The 15,752-nt window shown below is 69.4% G+C and carries 14 protein-coding genes and 1 pseudogene; 5 read left to right on the top strand and 10 right to left on the bottom strand.

From position 1 onward, the window contains the following. Nucleotides 1-18 precede the first annotated feature (18 nt). Nucleotides 19-438: an ATP-binding protein gene (locus OG299_RS00300; RefSeq protein WP_327359938.1), complete on the bottom strand. Its 420-nt coding sequence runs from the start codon at nt 436-438 to the stop codon at nt 19-21. A gap of 17 nt (nt 439-455) precedes the next feature. Beyond that, nucleotides 456-626: a hypothetical protein gene (locus OG299_RS00295; protein ID WP_327359937.1), complete on the bottom strand. Its 171-nt coding sequence runs from the start codon at nt 624-626 to the stop codon at nt 456-458. 356 nt (nt 627-982) lie between these two features. Between OG299_RS00295 and OG299_RS00290 the strand changes: the two genes are divergently transcribed. The 3 genes from OG299_RS00290 (at nt 983) to OG299_RS00280 (ending at nt 2,672) form a co-directional block, all read left to right on the top strand. Further along, nucleotides 983-1,861, top strand: coding sequence for a helix-turn-helix domain-containing protein (locus OG299_RS00290; RefSeq protein WP_266674054.1), 879 nt, complete (start codon nt 983-985; stop codon nt 1,859-1,861). Next, complete coding sequence (locus OG299_RS00285) at nt 1,858-2,091, top strand: DUF397 domain-containing protein (RefSeq protein ID WP_266674056.1); 234 nt, start codon at nt 1,858-1,860, stop codon at nt 2,089-2,091. Before OG299_RS00290 ends, OG299_RS00285 begins: the two co-directional genes overlap by 4 nt. Nucleotides 2,092-2,273: 182 nt before the next feature. After that, nucleotides 2,274-2,672 (top strand): DUF5958 family protein, encoded by a 399-nt coding sequence (locus OG299_RS00280; RefSeq protein ID WP_327359936.1) that lies wholly within the window; start codon nt 2,274-2,276, stop codon nt 2,670-2,672. Nucleotides 2,673-2,782: 110 nt separating this feature from the next. On the opposite strand, the gene OG299_RS00275 is transcribed toward OG299_RS00280, so the two are convergent. Further along, nucleotides 2,783-3,880, bottom strand: a complete 1,098-nt coding sequence (locus tag OG299_RS00275; RefSeq protein WP_327359935.1) for a barstar family protein — start codon at nt 3,878-3,880, stop codon at nt 2,783-2,785. A 189-nt stretch (nt 3,881-4,069) separates the two neighbouring features. On the opposite strand from OG299_RS00275, the gene OG299_RS00270 reads away from it, so the two are divergent. After that, complete coding sequence (locus OG299_RS00270) at nt 4,070-6,220, top strand: hypothetical protein (RefSeq protein ID WP_327359934.1); 2,151 nt, start codon at nt 4,070-4,072, stop codon at nt 6,218-6,220. Between the two features lie 1,606 nt (nt 6,221-7,826). Here the strand turns inward: OG299_RS00270 and OG299_RS00265 are convergent. The 4 genes and pseudogenes from OG299_RS00265 to OG299_RS00250 all read right to left on the bottom strand — a co-directional run bounded on the left by OG299_RS00265 (nt 7,827) and on the right by OG299_RS00250 (nt 10,920). After that, the gene (locus tag OG299_RS00265; RefSeq protein WP_327359933.1) at nt 7,827-8,570 is read right to left on the bottom strand and encodes a TIGR02391 family protein; all 744 of its coding nucleotides are present in this window, start codon (nt 8,568-8,570) and stop codon (nt 7,827-7,829) included. A 55-nt stretch (nt 8,571-8,625) separates the two neighbouring features. Beyond that, nucleotides 8,626-8,709 (bottom strand): annotated as a pseudogene (locus OG299_RS00260) (GNAT family N-acetyltransferase); the annotation flags it as partial. Between the two features lie 638 nt (nt 8,710-9,347). After that, nucleotides 9,348-9,980: a hypothetical protein gene (locus tag OG299_RS00255; protein ID WP_327359932.1), complete on the bottom strand. Its 633-nt coding sequence runs from the start codon at nt 9,978-9,980 to the stop codon at nt 9,348-9,350. A 124-nt stretch (nt 9,981-10,104) separates the two neighbouring features. After that, complete coding sequence (locus OG299_RS00250; RefSeq protein WP_327359931.1) at nt 10,105-10,920, bottom strand: polysaccharide deacetylase family protein; 816 nt, start codon at nt 10,918-10,920, stop codon at nt 10,105-10,107. 426 nt (nt 10,921-11,346) lie between these two features. On the opposite strand from OG299_RS00250, the gene OG299_RS00245 reads away from it, so the two are divergent. Continuing rightward, nucleotides 11,347-12,900: a hypothetical protein gene (locus tag OG299_RS00245; protein WP_327359930.1), complete on the top strand. Its 1,554-nt coding sequence runs from the start codon at nt 11,347-11,349 to the stop codon at nt 12,898-12,900. A gap of 32 nt (nt 12,901-12,932) precedes the next feature. Here the strand turns inward: OG299_RS00245 and OG299_RS00240 are convergent, their stop codons facing one another. Genes OG299_RS00240 through OG299_RS00230 form a run of 3 tightly spaced genes read right to left on the bottom strand, consistent with a single transcriptional unit; the run spans nt 12,933 to nt 15,296 of the window. Next, nucleotides 12,933-13,853 carry an IS3 family transposase gene (locus tag OG299_RS00240; RefSeq protein ID WP_327359929.1) on the bottom strand — a complete coding sequence of 307 codons (921 nt, stop codon included), beginning with the start codon at nt 13,851-13,853 and terminating at the stop codon, nt 12,933-12,935. Then, nucleotides 13,850-14,158, bottom strand: a complete 309-nt coding sequence (locus OG299_RS00235; protein ID WP_266673879.1) for a transposase — start codon at nt 14,156-14,158, stop codon at nt 13,850-13,852. Before OG299_RS00235 ends, OG299_RS00240 begins: the two co-directional genes overlap by 4 nt. Then, the gene (locus tag OG299_RS00230) at nt 14,121-15,296 is read right to left on the bottom strand and encodes a tyrosine-type recombinase/integrase (protein WP_327359928.1); all 1,176 of its coding nucleotides are present in this window, start codon (nt 15,294-15,296) and stop codon (nt 14,121-14,123) included. The genes OG299_RS00235 and OG299_RS00230 overlap by 38 nt, the downstream gene beginning before the upstream one ends. Nucleotides 15,297-15,752: the final 456 nt, after the last annotated feature.

Raw genomic sequence — 15,752 nt, 5'->3', positions numbered from 1 at the left:
CACCCCACCCCGCACCGCTCATTGAGCCGCCCCGGCGATGAGATCGGCCCAGACCTGCTTACCCGTCACGCCGATCTTGCTGCCCCAGTCCCGGGCGAGCGCCTCGACCATCAGCAGTCCACGGCCTGACTCCGCGACGGCGTCACCGAGTTTGGCGGCTGGCAGGGGAGGCTTCAGGCTGGAGTCGGTGACGGTGATGCGCACCGAGTCCCAGGCGGTGCGCTTCACGGACATTCTGATGGTCTGACTGCTGGTGTGCCGCATGGCGTTGGCGACCAGCTCCGTCGCGACAGACTGAGCGTCACTGACGACGGGCCCTTCCATGCCCCAGGTGTTCAGGTACAGGGCAACGTCTGACCGGACCCGGCACAGAGTTTCGGGCCGGTTGGCGTACCGGCCCCGGTATCGCTGCGGACCGGTGGGCGCGGGCCCGATCATCAGGCCAGTGAAGGCAATCACCGCAGCCCCTCGGAGTTCGGAGTAGAGAAGCGGTCCAGGTACAGCTCGAAGTCCAGCGGCTGCCAGTCGGTGGTAGGCCCGTGGGCCCGCACGAAGTCGGCGGCCGGATGCTCTGCGGCGTGGTCATGCCGGGTTGGGGCGGAGGTGTTGCTCTGGCTCGTCTGCATGATCGGCCTCGGCGTATTAGGGGGCGGTCAGGGCACGGCTCCGCCACCGACGTGAATCAGGTGGTGAGCCATCGGCCGGGCCGTTGGTAGGTCCGGCGGCGCATGAAAAGGCGACGGCAGCGCGCCAGAGTGATCATGTCCTGACGCACAGTCACGATCGCCACCCTGGAAGAATGCACCCGTTGCAGCGATGCCTGCAACCATTGCAGGCAAAGTCCCAATGGATGTAAGGAAGTTCTGGCGACTTCGCATCCCGAATCCGGGCAGACTTACCCGGAGCGAGGCCGTCACACCCGACGAGAGGGAAGCCCACCCCGCACGATCACCCGTCTACCCACAGAAAGGTCAAACTTCCCGTGCCCACACCTCCGCTCGTGCAGACAGTACGAAGGCGACGCCTCGGCAGCGCGCTTCGCGACTTCCGGGTCCAGGCCGGCATGAACACCGAAGCGGCTTCCGCCGCGACGGGCTGGGACGGCAGCAAGATCAACCGAATCGAGAACGCGAAGGCCCACCTTCCGATCAAGGAAGTTGCTCCACTGCTCAACGCGTACGGCATCACCGACGAGGCCGTAGTCACCGCCATGGAGGAGCTGGCCCGCGACGCCAACAAAGTCGGCTGGTGGAACAACTACGGCGATCTCCCAGAAACCGCTTACAAGACCTACGTCGGGCTGGAGGAAGACGCCGACTCCACGCGCGTCTATACCCCAGGGCTCATCCCCGGCCTGCTCCAAATCCCGCAGTACGCACGGGAGATCATCACCGCCACCGCGATCACGAGGACCACGGAGGAGGTGACCGCACTCGTCGAGATGCGAAAGAAGCGCCAAGCGATCCTCGTGGACACGGCCAGGACCGGCGGACCGCTCGACCTCTGGGCAGTGATCCACGAGTCGACTCTGCACTACAAGAGCGCGTCCTATCCCGCGCTGATGAGGGACCAGCTACGCCACCTGCTCGACATGGCGGACCTGCCGAATGTCCGAATCCAGGTGATGCCGATACGCGCCAACCCGCACCCCGGGATGGTGGGCCCCTTCCACATCGTCCGCTTCCCCCAGCCGTGGCCGACCGTGGTCATGCTGGAGAACATCCGCGGTGGCTCGTTCGCCGAGGGAGTGGACGACGTGAAGGTCTACGAAGCGGCCTACGAACTCATCCAGGCCGCAGCCCTTCCCGTGAATGACTCACGGGAGAAGATCAGATCCATCATGGAGGACTCCACGTCATGACCAGCACCAACATGCTGCCCCACCCCGAGCTGTCCCGATCTGCGTGGTTCAAGTCGTCGTACAGCGACGGCGGTGAGAACTGCATCGAGGTGGCCGACCTCCGCCAGACGGATATCGGGAGGATCGCCGTGCGCGACTCGAAGAACCCCAACGGTCCTGCGCTGCTTCTGGAGCCGGCGTCGTTCTCGACGTTCGCCCAGATCGCCGCAACCGGTGGCTTCGACGCGTAGCCCACAACGACAAGATGGCCCGCCTCCCCCAGTTCGTAGCCGGGGGACGCGGGCCGTTCTCGTACAGCCGTACCCATACGTTGCGTGTCGTACCCGCAGCACATATGAGTGTGCGATTTGTTGCCTGGTTCCACTGACCTCGTTTCTGCGGCGAAGCGCCGCTTGTCCGAAGGGAGGCAGTCGTGACCGAACGCGACGTCATGCTCAACGAACTCGCGCAGGGGTTGCGCCCGATGTCACGGGGCATCGAATGGTTCGACGCACTTGGCCCGGAGGAACAGTCGGAGGCATTGCTGTTCCTACGCCACCACTGTGTCCAGGCGCGCGCCGTCACCGAGGACGGACCGGAGAGCGTCCGCCGCGCCGGGCTGCGCCCGACGCACACACCCGCGGTCCTGATTACCCGCGGCCGGATTGAGCACCAGTTGGGGAAGATCGCCTCTCTCACGCCCCTCGATGAACGCCGCAAGGCGTTCCGGCTGCTGGTCGCGGTCCTCGCGATCGCCGACGGACGACGGCGCGAACGCTTCTGCTCCGACGGGTGCGGTCACTGGTGGCACAGGCTATCCGCCACTGGCTGATCCCTCCGCCGGCGCTGGGCACGACGCTGCTCCTGATACCGACGCGCGCCTGGCCAGCCACCCGGCGGCAGCAACTCGTCATTACCGCGGCCGCGCGGTGGGATGCCGATTTACATGAGGGTGACGCGCATCCCGCCCTCGGCCAGCACCTCGAGTACGGTGGCCACCAGGTCGTACGACTCGCCGTTCGGCGCCAAGACGCGGGACAGGTACCCGGCTGCGGTTGCGGCATCCCGCCAGAGCAGGGTTGCGGGGGCGGTGTAGCCGAAGTTGCCGCGCAGACAGTCGACGAGGGCGTCCAGGCAGCCGCCGAAGTAGCCGCCCGGTCCGTTGACAGCCTCGCCGAGTGCCAGGTAGAGGCCCGGTTCATCGGTGATGTGTCGGCCGTCCAGCTCGTACATGCGTCCGGCCGCCCGGTCGTGGTGCTCGAGCCGGCAGCCCCGCTCACGGACGAGGTCGAGCCAGGCCCCGCGTTGCCGGGTGTCGAGGCTTGCCCAGGCGCCAGGAGCGTCCGGTGGTCCGGCCAGCCAGCGCTCCCAGATGGGCCGCGCGTACCCCGGTACAGGTTCGAAGTGCTCACCGTCGAGTTCCAGATCGATCAGATCCGTCCGATGGGAGGACGGGCGCCACGTGCGGACCTTGGGCCGCAGCAGACGGTCGGTGAGCTGCTCGCCCCGGTCGTCCCGTATCTCCAGCCAGGCCTCCTCCAGGTCCAGTGCCCGCCGGGTGCCCGTCGCCAGTGCCCGCCGCAGTCGGTCACCCGGGGCGAGCCCGCGCAAGATGAGCGGGGACGCTGCGTGCTCGGGCGGCAGGACGCGCGGCAACTCCCGGCAGGAGCCCAGCCACTGGTACCCGTTGTGCAGTCGGACAGGAGCCCTGTGTCCCTCGGGCGGCCCCTCATAGTCGTCCAGACCATTGATCACGAGAGCGTCCGTTCCCGGGTATGGTCCGAGGCTTTCCGCGTCCTCCAGGAGCCAGGCGTCAAGCGTCCTGTCTTCCGGCACCAGCCACACTCGGCTGCCGACCCAGCCTCGTACCTCGGCTCCGTCGGGGACCCAGCCGAACAGTTCGTACGTCCCGCGCCGCGGCTCCCTGAATAGTCCCTCGGCCTCGGCGCAGGTGCCCCAGACATGGCCGTCCCCTGTGTCCGTCAGCGTGTACCGTCCCTGCCCGCGATGGTCCCTGTCCTTATGCACGGTGGGAATCATGCCCGGACGAGGAGTAGACCGTGAAGCCCTTTTCGTGGCCGGTCAGGGCGACTCGAGGCTGAGCGCTCCAACTGGCGGATGGTGCCAACTGAACCGCTCAGGCACACGTGTGACTGAGCGGTTCAGTTGGCCCGGGTGAGCGGCGTAGGTGGCCCGGTCATGTCAGAGGTGGCTGGCACGATGCTCCGCATGGATCTCGTACACCTGCTCGACGGCCTGGATATCCGCCACTGGTCTTCCCTCTCCCATGCGTATGGCAGCGCGGAGGACATTCCCGATCTGCTGCGGGCTCTGACCGGCGCCGACGCGGATGCGGCGGATGAGGCGTTGTCCGAGCTGTACGGGAGCGTTCTGCACCAGGGGACGGTCTACGCCGCCAGCGCGGAGGCGGTGCCGTTCCTGGCCGGGATCGCGGCGGCCGGCCACCGCACGGCAGACGTCCTGGCGCTGCTCGGCGGCATGGCGGAGAGCGAGGACGAGTACGGCGTGGCACCGGGCGCGGTCCGGGCGGCCGTGGCGGACCGGCTCCCGTTGCTACTGCCCCTGTTGGCCTCCCCGGAGCCGGAGGTCCGCCGGACCGCGGCCTGGGCGGTGTCCCACACCCGCGCGACCGCGATTGCGCTCCCCGCCCTCCGCGCGCGCTTGGACGAGGAACCCGAACCCGCCGCGCGCGCCGAGGTTCTGGCCGGGATCGCACGGCTCGACCCGCAGGGCGGAGCGGCGGCTGCCGCCGCCGTCCTGGACCCGTCCCAGCCAGCCGAGGTGCGCATGGCCGCCGTCTTCGCCTCCCTCGACGCAGGCGCTCCGTGGACCGAACCCATGCACACGACGATGCTGTCCCTTCTACCCGCCGACCCCCTGCGCTCCGATCTCGACCTCAAACGCGGCGAGCCGCTGGCCGCCGTCATCGAGGCACTCCTGGGCCGGGGCCGCCGCAAGGAGCGCAAGGTGGCGTTCGCACTGATCGACGCAGCCCTGCACGACGGTCGGGCCGAGGTGCGGGCCGAAGGCCTCTGGGCGGCCGACCGCGCCTGCATGCTCTCCCGCAGTGCCCCGCGGCGACTGGTATGGAACCTGCGAGCGGCGGCCGTCGACGAGGAGTCGGTGGTAGCCACGTCGTCCCTCCTGGGCCGGCTGGGCAGCGTCGCCGCACCGGCCGCGGACATCCTCGCCCCCCTCGCCGGACGGAACCCGGACCACGACGACGACCATGCGGACCGGGCCCTGGCCGCACTCGTACAGGTTGCGCCCGCGCAGTCGGCCCCGCTCCTGGCCGCCGGCCTCGGGCGGCGCCCGCGGGCCCTCGACGCCGCCGCCGGGTTCCGCAGCCCGGAGGACTCCGCCTTCCCGTACAACGGCGAACTCCTCGACGCGGTCCGCGACCGCCTTGCCCAGCCCGAGGCCCTGAGCGGCAACGAACCCTGGCAGCTGACGAACCTGCTGGCGGGGTGGGGCGCCGAGGCAGCGCCGGCGTTGCCCGAGCTGTGCGCGGCGCTCCCGCACTTTCCCGGCCAGGCCGCCCGAGCCATCGCTTCCGTCGCCGCCGACTGCGCCCCGACGGACCGCGCCCGGGCCGTCACGTCGTTGCGGGCGGTGGCGGCCGAGCAGGCAGTCCTCCCCGCGGCGAAGGCCCTGCACGACCTCGACGGCGAGATCGCGCCCCTGCTGCACTGCCTCGAACACGACCTCCGGCGTGGTGCCAGCCAGCTCAGGGAGGCCGCCAAGATGGCCGGTGCGCTCGGTCCCCGGGGAGCGGCGCTTGCGCCTGCCCTGCGCGAGGCGCTCAGCGGCACGGACGGCAACACCACGCCTGCGCTGGATACGGACACGGCCCTCGCTGAGGCTCTGTGGCGCGTCACGGGGGACGCGGAAGGGGTGGTTGCCGTTCTGGACTCGGTCTTCGCGCGCGCCGAACAGAACCCCTGGTCCCGGTGGTCGGTGGTGCGGGCCGCCCGCACGACGGTCCTTCTCGGCTCCGCGGGACGGCCGCTCGCCGCCCGCCTGGAAGCCGCCCTTGACGACCCGGCACAGGCGCCGGCCGCGGTGCTGGCCCTCACGGCCGTGGCCGAACCCGCCTCGCTGGACCGCACCGCGCTCGCCGAGGCCGCCTTGCGGTCGGCCGAATCGGACGCCGATCCGACGGGTGCCTGCGACGCCCTGGAAGCACTCGGCCCCGAGGCATTGACCGGCGACCACGCGCGCCGACTTGCCGCTCTCGCCGTCGGCGACGCCCGGGTGGTCCGCTCGGGAGTCGAAGATCGCGTCATCCGCCAGGACGAAGCCCTCCGAAACCGCGCCCGGATACTCCTCACCGCCTGCCCGGACCCCGCGGCACCCTGACCTGCCGGGCATCGTCGGCCGCCTCGGCATCCGAACCAGGCCGCGCCCTGCACCATTCGTCCCGGACCGTGAGCGGCGTAGTTGGCCGGACGGGCCAACTACGCTGCTCAGCCACAGATCTCGTGACCGGGCATCCTGCTGTCTTCGCGTTGATTCCGGGCGTTGGCCTGCATCTGGGCAGCGCCCGCGCCGGCTGCTCGGCGGCGCCCTCGTCTCGGGAAGCGGGGCGCTGGAGGGCGGCTGCGGGCGGCCGACCTCGACGGCTGGGCCGTCGCGGCAGGGGTGCGTCGGGTGTGTTGCTGATCACACCCTAAAGCTCTGGGTTGCCGTCGACCCCGGACCAAGATTTTCGGTGAGTCCATGTTTAGGGATGTCAACTCGTCCGATTCGGAAGCGGACTGGATGCGTTCGGTGACGCGCCCATGTCAGGGCTTTGGCGGTGGTGCGACCTCGCAGCGTTATGCCGTTGCTGTGCCCACGTATCTGGCCGCGCCTATACGGGCGTTGGGCCCTCCGGATCTGTGGTGGACTACGTCATGGCGGCTTCGCTCCCGTTCCTTCCGGGGTGGAATGCTTCGGGTTCCGCGCGGGCCCGGAGAACCGGACACCCGGGGCGCCTGGTCCCTCCAGGCAGTCGAAGGAGGCGTGATGTCCATGGGATGTCACAGCCGGGAGAGCGGTCCGCCAGAGGTGCCGTGGTGGTGGAGAGCGCGCAGATTCGCCCACGACTGGGCGTATCCGGTGATGTTCTGCTACTACACGGCGGCCCTCATTGCAAAGGGGGTCACCCTCATGTTGTCGTCATGAGGGTGACCCCCTGACCTGGGGGTTACGCCCGTCGCTGCCAGCGGCGGGCGTCTTCCGTTTTTGCCGGAAAACGTCCCACTGCAGTTCTGGGAGGGGGCGGAACCGCATTGTCTATTCCGACCGGGGGTGGAATAGACAATGGGCTCACCATGGCACGTGTGACGTACAGATCGCCACCCATACCTGACGTCTCAGGTATGGGAATCCTGTGCGGCGGGCCCGCGTGCACTTTTCTGGACCGTAGCGGAGGAGACCCTGGTGGGCGGGGTGGACGGTGATGCATCCGGAGGCCGCGAGCAGCGCGGCGAGGGCCAGGGGCAGGGACCAGCGGCGCATGCCGCTACCGTGCCGCAGCCGACCCCGGCACTGGCCCTGACGGCCCTGCCGGGCCCCTCGGATGGATGATCCACGCCCGTCCCGCCGGGCCGTGTGGAGCCGGCCCGGCCGACCCTGGAAGAGGGACAAGCCGTGAGGGAGGCCCCGGGATGGTGCTCAGACCACCGGTCGAGCCGATGCTGCCGAGATACGGCGGATCGTCTGCACGACGAACGCCATTGAGTCTCGGCCGACCAGTGGCGCAGGACCTACGTCTGAACCCGGCGCCCGCCCTGCGTCAGGCAGGGCGGGCGCCGCCGGTGGTAGGCCCAGGCGAGAGCCAGAACGATCGGACCCCGCAGCAAGATCTTCCACCCCCGCTTTTGACCGCACCCTACTCGGACCGCCCAGCCGAACCCGCAGGGGCCTTTCCGCAGTCACAGATCCGCGACTGCTTGCCTGAACAGCCAAGAGCTTTCGGGCGTCAGGCGGTGACCAGGGCCGCGGTATCGACCCAGAGGGCCAGGACGCTGAGCGCGGCCAACTGCTCCAGCGCCTCATGTTGGGGAAGTTCGGGGAGTCCGTCATCGTGGCTGTTGGGGTTGCGGATCCCGGCGAAGAAGCCCTCCGTGAAGGCCGCAGCACCGCGGTGGACACTGCGGAAGGTGTCGCTTCCGTCGTTGTCCATCAGGCGCAGGCGGGGCTGCCCGGGTTTGGGATCGTCCTGGGAAAAGGCCTGCTGGAACAGCCTGGTCTCGCTCACGTCCTTGCGGCCGACCTTGTTCTGCGTCTCAGCGTTGACCTTTCGGGCGGCGGCCGTGACGGCCTCGCGGAAGTGCCCGCTCTGCCACAGCGGCCGCGCACCCTCCCACGCCCAGGGGTGCATCGCCGAGGCGTTCAGGTCTGGGGCATCGTCCCCCAGCCGCGCACGTACCTCGCCGTCGCGCTCCAGCACGGCCTCAGCTCGCTGGGCGGCCTCCCGGTGTCGACACCAGCGGTTGACGCGGCTGTCCGGTATCTCCGTGCGCCAGCCGGGAAGCACCCGGTCCAGGATCTGCTCGACCACCTGAGCGCTGGCCAGGATGTCCTTCTGATCCCCCCGGTTGGACATACGCGAGGTGATGAAGGTGACCCCCGGAGGGTCCGGCGGGTGGTACAGCGTGGTCAGCTCCAGGAACCGGGCCAGCTCCGCGCGAGCCCAGGCGATATCTGCAATGGAAATGGCCATGGCCGAATCCTGCACCCGGAGCCCACCGGCCGGGAACCGGAATTCCCGGATCGGTTCACACCACCAGGGTGCTGCGCCGCTCCAGCAGCACGACGTCGCGCCACAGGCCGTTGTGGCGGCCGATGCGTTCGCGGGTGCCCGGCCGCCCTCAGCATCGGTGCCGCGGTAGCCACCGACGGCTCCTCGAAGCGGCGGAGCCGCGACCGGGACGAGGGTCCGGTCGCGGCCCCACGCTGTCGTGCCCGCCCCGCACCCCACCCCACCGTTCTTCGAGTCACCCGAACCGGCGATGGCACCGCACCTGTTGCAGCGACTAGCGTTGGTGGTCCGCCCGCTGAGCTGTACAAACCGACTTTCCTCTGCCTCGCGCCACACCGTCTCCCCCAGAGAACCCGCTCTGCCAGGAGTGCCGCGCCCGGCTCCTAGAGTCACAGCAGAAGCCGGCTCACCCCGCAGCTTGACGTCGCGGGGCCTTCTGGCCGCATCGGGCGCGCCGGACCGCGCCCGGCGGGTGACGCTGGGGGCCAGGCCCGGAGCGGCGGTGAAGGAGGCCAACCCCGGGGGTCCTGGCCCCTCCCTTTGAGCCGATGCTCGCCCAGGCCGCCGAGTCCGTCCCCAGTCCCGGCGTCCTGGCGGGCGGCCTGGCCCTGGAGTAGAAGTTCGAGGGCGCCGGGCGCTGTTCGCCGACCGCACACGCAGGCTCGGGGGGAGTGCTCCTCGCTGACGGCAGCGGTCCGGGCCCAGTGTGGGTTCTCTTCAAGGGACGTCGGCCGATCCTCACTTGTCGCAGTGCTCGGCTGGTTCTTGCCGGGCCGGCGCGACGCCGACGTCCTCGCCATCCTTCCTCTCGTTTTCGGCCGCCCGAAGCCCGTCCGGGTCGCGCAACCACTGCTGCCCGTCGCTATCGAAGAACTGGACAGCGCGAATCGGTGCCCCGCCCTGCGCAATGCCGTAGCCCTTCAGGAAGTCGTCGATGGCACGAGGGGAGAAGATCAGCCGGGTGCAGGGCGGGATGGCATCGAAACCCATGAAAACCCATTCGTACTTATCGACACCCGCGTCCGGCGCATAGAACCAGAGGTCGACTCGGGTGACCGGGTCCAGCGAGCGATTCGCGACGATCACCGTCTCGCTCATACCGCTGGCGTCCTCGGTCCAGTAACTGACCCGTCCGGCCTGCTGCCGCCGGTCCCGCTCCAATTGCTTACGCGTAGCGTCCACGCTCGACGATGCCACCGTGGCGCTGAAGAACAGACCGATTGCCGCCGCGACAGCCGACAGGGCTGCCGCCCAGGGCGCCACGTCGTGGCCGAGGGAACGCGCCTGCCGTGGCGTTGCGCCGGCCGGGGTCCGCCGCCGGAGGGACGACAGCCGCCGTGCCCTGACGGTGCGGGAGGTCGCTCGATGCATGACAACAGCATCGGCCAGAAGTCGCAGCCCGGCCACCGGCTATGCGCCGAGTGCCTCAGCTGGCTGGCTCGGCCACTACAGCCTCACTGGCCGCGGTCCATACCGATCTGCTCGTGGACCAAAGTCAGGCGGAGGGTGCGCTCCAGTATGCCTGGCCCGGTTCGGGTCGGTGGGGGGCGAAGAGCTGGGAGACGGTCACGGGGGTGAGGCCGCGCCGCCTCAGACCGTCGATGATCCCGGGCACGGCGGGAACAGTGCCTGGGTACACGTCGTGCAAGAGGATGATCCCGTTGCGCTGGGCCCCTTGCAGGACACGGCTCGTGATGACCTCGGGATCGTGGTCGCGGTAATCCTTGGCTGTGACGGACCACAGGATCTGCGCGAGACCCAGGGAGCGGCAGACCTCGGCGACACTTGGGTTCGTCAGTCCCCGTGGTGGACGCATCAGGGTGGGAGTCCGGCCGGTGAGCTCCTTGACGCGTTCCTGGAGGAGCATGAGCTCGTGGCGGGTCTCCTCCGCCGATGCCTTGGTCAGGAGCCGGTGCGTCCAGGTGTGGTTGGCCAACTCGTGCCCCTCAGACGCCTCTCTCCGCACCAGGTCCGGACGGCGGGTCACATTCTTGCCCAGTAGGAAGAACGTCGCGTTGACCCCTTTGGCCTTGAGGATGTCCAGCAGTCGGGTCGTGTCGGGGCCGGGTCCTGCGTCGAAGGTCAGAGCGACGCACTGAGTCTTTTGGCAGTCGACCGGGTGTGGCTTCTGAGTAATCGGCAAGGGTGTCGCGCTCGGGGCCGGCCGTGAAACGCGAGAAGAAGCCGGAGGAGTCTTGGCGCCAGGGGCCGAAGCGGGCCGCGCCGAGCCACAGGCGCCAAGGACTACGGCCGCGGTTGCGGCGGCCGCTACACCAGTCAGGATTTTTCTAAGACGGCGGTGCGCGCTCATGCTCACAGGACTATCAGTATCAAGGTTACGAAACGCACGGCACCCGACACGGCGGAGGCAGCTGGCTCAGGAATGACGTCGTGCACGGTAGATGCGCGACGTCATGCGCAGGCCGTGGTGGATGTAGCCGGCCAGGCGAGCATGGCGGCCATCCGGGTGCGCAGCACACGGCTGGTGTGGGCGAGAGGGACGAGGGGTCCGGTCCCATGTGGTGACAGCCAGGGCAGTCGTGCGACAAGCCGACGGCTGCAGGCACTGGTCCGAGTGCCGTACCGCGGAAGGCGGGGACTGCTGTCCGGCGGCACCGTGGTGGTCAAACGCCAGGTCCGATTCCCGACAGACCAGTGGGGTCCAGCCGTGACGCAGACATCAGCCAGAGCGGGCAACCCGAGGGCACCGCAGCCCCGCTCCCGCAGATACCGGGCGATGGTTCGCGATGTCCAATGGCCCGCTGGCATCGCGGCGGCGTACACCGTTGCCCAGCTGTTGCTCGTCGTGCCGGGGGCGGGTCTGGGATGGGACGAGGCGGTCTATGTCAGCCAGGTCAGCCCGCATGCCCCCGCCGCGTTCTTCAGCGCCCCGCGGGCCCGTGGCATCTCCTTTCTTGTCGCTCCCGTAGTGGGGTTGACGGATTCGCTGGAGGCGCTCCGCGCCTATCTTGCCGTTCTCTCGGGCGCCGGTCTCCTGCTGTCGATGTGCGTATGGCGTCGGCTCCTCTCTCCCCGTGTCGCCGCTCTCGCGGGTGCGCTCTTCGCTGGCCTGTGGATCACCATGCTCTACGGCTCGCAGGCCATGCCCAACCTGTGGGTCGCGTACGGGGCGCTGATCGCGGTTGGCTGTTTCCTGAGAGCGGCGCAGGACCGTTCGGACCGTGCGGCGCTGGCCGGTCTCGGCGCAGCTGTGGCCTTCACCGCGCTCATGCGGCCGGGTGACGCGTTCTGGCTCCTCTTGCCGCTCTTTGGTGCCGCGTTGTCCGTTCGGGCGTGGCGGCGTCCGGCCGTGCTGCTCGTGCTGGTTGCGGGAGCGGTCCTCGGCAGCGCTGAATGGGTCATCGAGGCGTACCTCCGCTACGGCGGTCTCCCCGCCCGGCTCAGACGTGCGGGCGATATCCAGGGGCATTTCGGATGGCACCTTGCATTCGACGACCATGTGCGGGCGCTGCAGGGGCGGACCCTGTGCCGCCCCTGCAATGTGCCGTTGCGGGAACCGCTCTCCGCTGCATGGTGGTTCGTTCTGCCGCTGCTCACTGCAGGCGGCGTCGTGGCTGCGGCTCGCGCGCGCAAGACGGCCCTCATCCTTGTGCCGACGGTGGTCGGACTGTCCCTGGCGGTGCCGTACCTGCTCCTGGTCGGTTACGCGGCACCCCGCTTCTTGCTGCCTGCCTACTCGCTGCTCTCGCTCCCGGCGGCGCTGAGCCTGATGTGGCTGGCTGGTGCCGCGCGGCCACGCGCGGTCGTCGTCACCGCCTTGGTGCTGGCGCTGACCGCTCACCTGACCGTCCAATATCTAATCCTCGAAGCAGCGGTCTCCCGCAGCCGGTCGAGCCAGATGGCGTTCGGGCGGGTGGCCGCGGCACTCCGCCGCCAAGGGCTTCGCCCCCCATGTGTCGTCAGCGGGGAGGAAGCCGTCCGAGTCGCGTTCCGCTCCGGCTGCGCGTCCCGCCAGACCGGTGGCCACGACGGCAGCATCACCCCGGCCGAGATGGGGGTCACTGCGCGCAGCCGGCCTGTGGCTGTCCTCGTACGAGGCGACGCGCACCCACCTCCCTACGCCCGGGCCTGGCGGCCCCACCCCTCCCCGCCCTGCCTGGCATCCCGGGCCTTCTTGCCTACCTCGGGCCTGCGACGCTGCCGGCCCCGGCCGGGAAGCAGCAGCATGCGCCGTAGAGCCTTGCGAGGAGTCGGTCGAACGAATCTGCGGTTGGCGGCGCACGCGAGGGAGGGCACCGTTGCCGCGACAACGCGCACGTGCTGCCGCTGAGTGAGGTTCCCCCGCTGTGCGGGAGGTGCTGACTAGCTGGTCAGGGCGGGTTGACGTGGTTTCAGGTTCACTTGTTCGGTCGTTGCCTGGTTGGCGTAGTGCTTTTCCTCGTACTCGATCGGGCTGAGGTAGCCGAGTCGTTTCTGGATGCGGCGGGGGTTGTAGAAGCCGTCGAGATACTGGAAGAGCGCGAGGTTTGCCTCGGCACGTGTGGCGAAGACGCGGCCGCGGACGCATTCGGTCTTGATGAGCATCCACAGGTTCTCTGCGAGGGCGTTGTCGAACGAGTCGCCGACCGATCCCATGGATGCCTGGATCCCTGCCCTGACCAGGCGTGTTGTGAGCTTCACGGACGTGTATTGGCAGCCGTGGTCCGCATGGTGAATGAGCTCGCCAGCGATGGGCTCGCGGCTGGCCAGGGCGTACTCGAGGGTGGTCAGGACCAGGTCCGCGTCCGCGCGGGCAGAGGTTTCCCAGGCCACGACCCGGCGGGAGAACGCGTCGCGGATCGCGGAGAGCCACAGCGGGCCCTCCAACGTCGTGATCATGGTCAGGTCGGTGACCCACAGCCGGTTCGGCCCGGTCGCGGTGAAGTCGCGCTCGACCAGGTCAGGAGCGAGCTCGGCGTCCGGGTCGCGTCGGGTGAAGCCCTTGCCCCGGCGGGGACTGATCCCGGCCAGGCCGGCCTGGCGCATGAGACGTTCGACGCGCTTGCGGCCGACTCGGGTGCCTTCGTGCTTGAGGACGGCGTGCACACGCGGTGAGCCGTAGATCCCGCCGGACTCGTCGTGGACCTGACGGATCCTGCTGGTCAGCTCGGCGTCCCAACGGCGTCGCTCGCACGGCTCGGTCTCGGCCTGGCGCCACCGGTAGTAGGTGGAGGAGGGGATCTGGAGTTCCCGGAGTACGGGCTCGACCCCCAGGTGCGGGTGCTCGTCGAGGAGTCCTGTCACCTGGGCCGGGTCGGGTCGAGCTGGGCCGCGAAAAAAGCCGACGCCGTCCGCAGAACCTCGTTCGCCCGCTTGAGCTGTACGTTCTCCTTCCGCAGGGCCGCCAGTTCCTCACGCTCGGCGGTCGTGAGCAGGTCTCCCCGTTCGCCGGCGTCGGCCTCGGCCTGCCGGATCCAGTTCCGCAGAGCCTCGTGATGCACGCCGAGTTCCTCGGCCATCCGGCGGATCACCGGCTTCGGCTCGGTGGTCCGGTACATCCGGACCGCGCGCTCACGCAACTCCCGCGGGTATTTCCTCGGTGCAGGCATCGTCTGGACTCCTCTCATGAGACCCATCTGACCCTCTGTCACCACTTCCCGCATCTCGGGGGAACCTCATGTACGGGCTCCGCTGCCCCAGCAGCGCCTGCACCTCGTCCGGCGTACCGCCCGCGTCCGCGACGTTCGACCCGAACGCCCTTCGCGCCATGTGCGGGCCCACCCGCCGGCCCAGTCCCGCCCGCTCCCCGAGCCGCTCGAACAGTTCCCCGATCGCCTCCGGCGACATCGGCGCCCCCAGCGGAGCACGGAACAGGTTCACCAGCAGCAAGTCACTGCCACCGTCCCCCTGCAGACGGTGCCGCTCCTCGTAGTAGAGGTCGAACGCGGACACCGTCAGGAAGTCCAGCGGCGCCACCCACGAATGCCGCGACTTCGACCAGGCGCCGTTGGAGTTCTCCCGCCGCCGCACATGCACATGCGCCCCCGGGTACTCGCAGCCCAGCCCCCGCGAGTCCGGCAGCAGATGCACATCGCTGCGCCGCAGCCCCGCGGCCTGCCCACGCCGCAGCCCCACCCGCCCGAGCAGCAGCACGACCAGGCGGTCCCGCGCGCTGCGGCACGCGACGAACATCGCCACCAGCTCGACGTCGGCCGCCCGGTCCACCTCGACGACCGGCTCCCGCAGGCGGTGAACCGGCCGCAGCCGGTAGAACAGGCCCCCGTCCTCGCCCGTGGCCTCCGCCGGCAGATCCCGGCTGTCGGCGAGCTCGTAGATCTGCCCCAGCACCCCACGCGGTGCCTCACCAGCAGTGACCGCGTACGCCAGCAGCCCCCGCACCGCGACCAGCACCCGATTGATCCGCCGCTCACCCCGCACCGGCGCCGCCCCCGGGCCTGGCCGCACCACCGGCACCGCTCCGTCCCCGGCGGCCGGGGTGTACTTCAGCCAGACCATGAACAGGCCCAGATCCCGGCCCGCCTCGGGCCACTGCCGGCCCGTCGACCTGCACCACCTCAGGTACAGGGCGACCCCACCGGCGTACGACTTCGTCGTCAGCTCGGCCCGGTCCCGCCCGAACCGAAGGTTCCGCAACCAGTGATCGGCTACGGCGACGACCTCCAGGTCGTCATCAAGGACCGTCCAGTACCTCTGCCCGGACGGCATCACCACGGGAAACGCCCGCATCCGCAACTCCTGCTTCGAGTCGTGCAACAACCCGCCGCAGAGCCACACCCCCCGAGAACGAGTCCCAGGAGCTCAACGAATCCACCTCACACCACGTCACACCACAGCCGATCCACCCCAAGAGAAAGGGGGTTCCCGCCGACTCCGTACCGGCAGCAAGGCTGGTGGCACCGGGTGCAGGGGCCGGTCTGTGAGGGGGCCCAGGTGACAGGCTGTGGTCTGGACGCGGAGGCCGGGGCGGGGGAGGTCATGGCGCTGCTCCTCGGAGGGGGATCCTCCTATTCGGTTTTCTGGCCTAGTGCTGGCCCCCGTGTCTACCTGGTGTTTCGGCCCTATGGGGAGATCTCCATCAGGCCGGACCTGTGCGCGGGGCCGGGGTGACCCTGGAAGGGGGAGGACGGTTTCGTGGGTGATGTTGAGGCCGCCGGTGGAGCCGATGATGGCGCAGGCTGCGGA

Source organism: Streptomyces sp. NBC_01296 (assembly GCF_035984415.1).
In the GTDB taxonomy this organism is placed as follows: domain Bacteria; phylum Actinomycetota; class Actinomycetes; order Streptomycetales; family Streptomycetaceae; genus Streptomyces.
This window is presented reverse-complemented; position numbering and strand designations above follow the sequence as displayed.

What these genes read in the sequence shown, in the direction of transcription:
- OG299_RS00295 (WP_327359937.1), bottom strand. Translation starts at nt 626, where the DNA reads ATGCAGACGAGCCAGAGCAACACCTCCGCCCCAACCCGGCATGACCAC.
- OG299_RS00235 (WP_266673879.1), bottom strand. Translation starts at nt 14,158, where the DNA reads ATGCCTGCACCGAGGAAATACCCGCGGGAGTTGCGTGAGCGCGCGGTC.
- OG299_RS00285 (WP_266674056.1), top strand. Translation starts at nt 1,858, where the DNA reads ATGACCAGCACCAACATGCTGCCCCACCCCGAGCTGTCCCGATCTGCG.
- OG299_RS00245 (WP_327359930.1), top strand. Translation starts at nt 11,347, where the DNA reads ATGGTTCGCGATGTCCAATGGCCCGCTGGCATCGCGGCGGCGTACACC.
- OG299_RS00275 (WP_327359935.1), bottom strand. Translation starts at nt 3,880, where the DNA reads ATGATTCCCACCGTGCATAAGGACAGGGACCATCGCGGGCAGGGACGG.
- OG299_RS00265 (WP_327359933.1), bottom strand. Translation starts at nt 8,570, where the DNA reads ATGGCCATTTCCATTGCAGATATCGCCTGGGCTCGCGCGGAGCTGGCC.
- OG299_RS00270 (WP_327359934.1), top strand. Translation starts at nt 4,070, where the DNA reads ATGGATCTCGTACACCTGCTCGACGGCCTGGATATCCGCCACTGGTCT.
- OG299_RS00250 (WP_327359931.1), bottom strand. Translation starts at nt 10,920, where the DNA reads ATGAGCGCGCACCGCCGTCTTAGAAAAATCCTGACTGGTGTAGCGGCC.
- OG299_RS00300 (WP_327359938.1), bottom strand. Translation starts at nt 438, where the DNA reads ATGATCGGGCCCGCGCCCACCGGTCCGCAGCGATACCGGGGCCGGTAC.
- OG299_RS00230 (WP_327359928.1), bottom strand. Translation starts at nt 15,296, where the DNA reads ATGCGGGCGTTTCCCGTGGTGATGCCGTCCGGGCAGAGGTACTGGACG.
- OG299_RS00255 (WP_327359932.1), bottom strand. Translation starts at nt 9,980, where the DNA reads ATGCATCGAGCGACCTCCCGCACCGTCAGGGCACGGCGGCTGTCGTCC.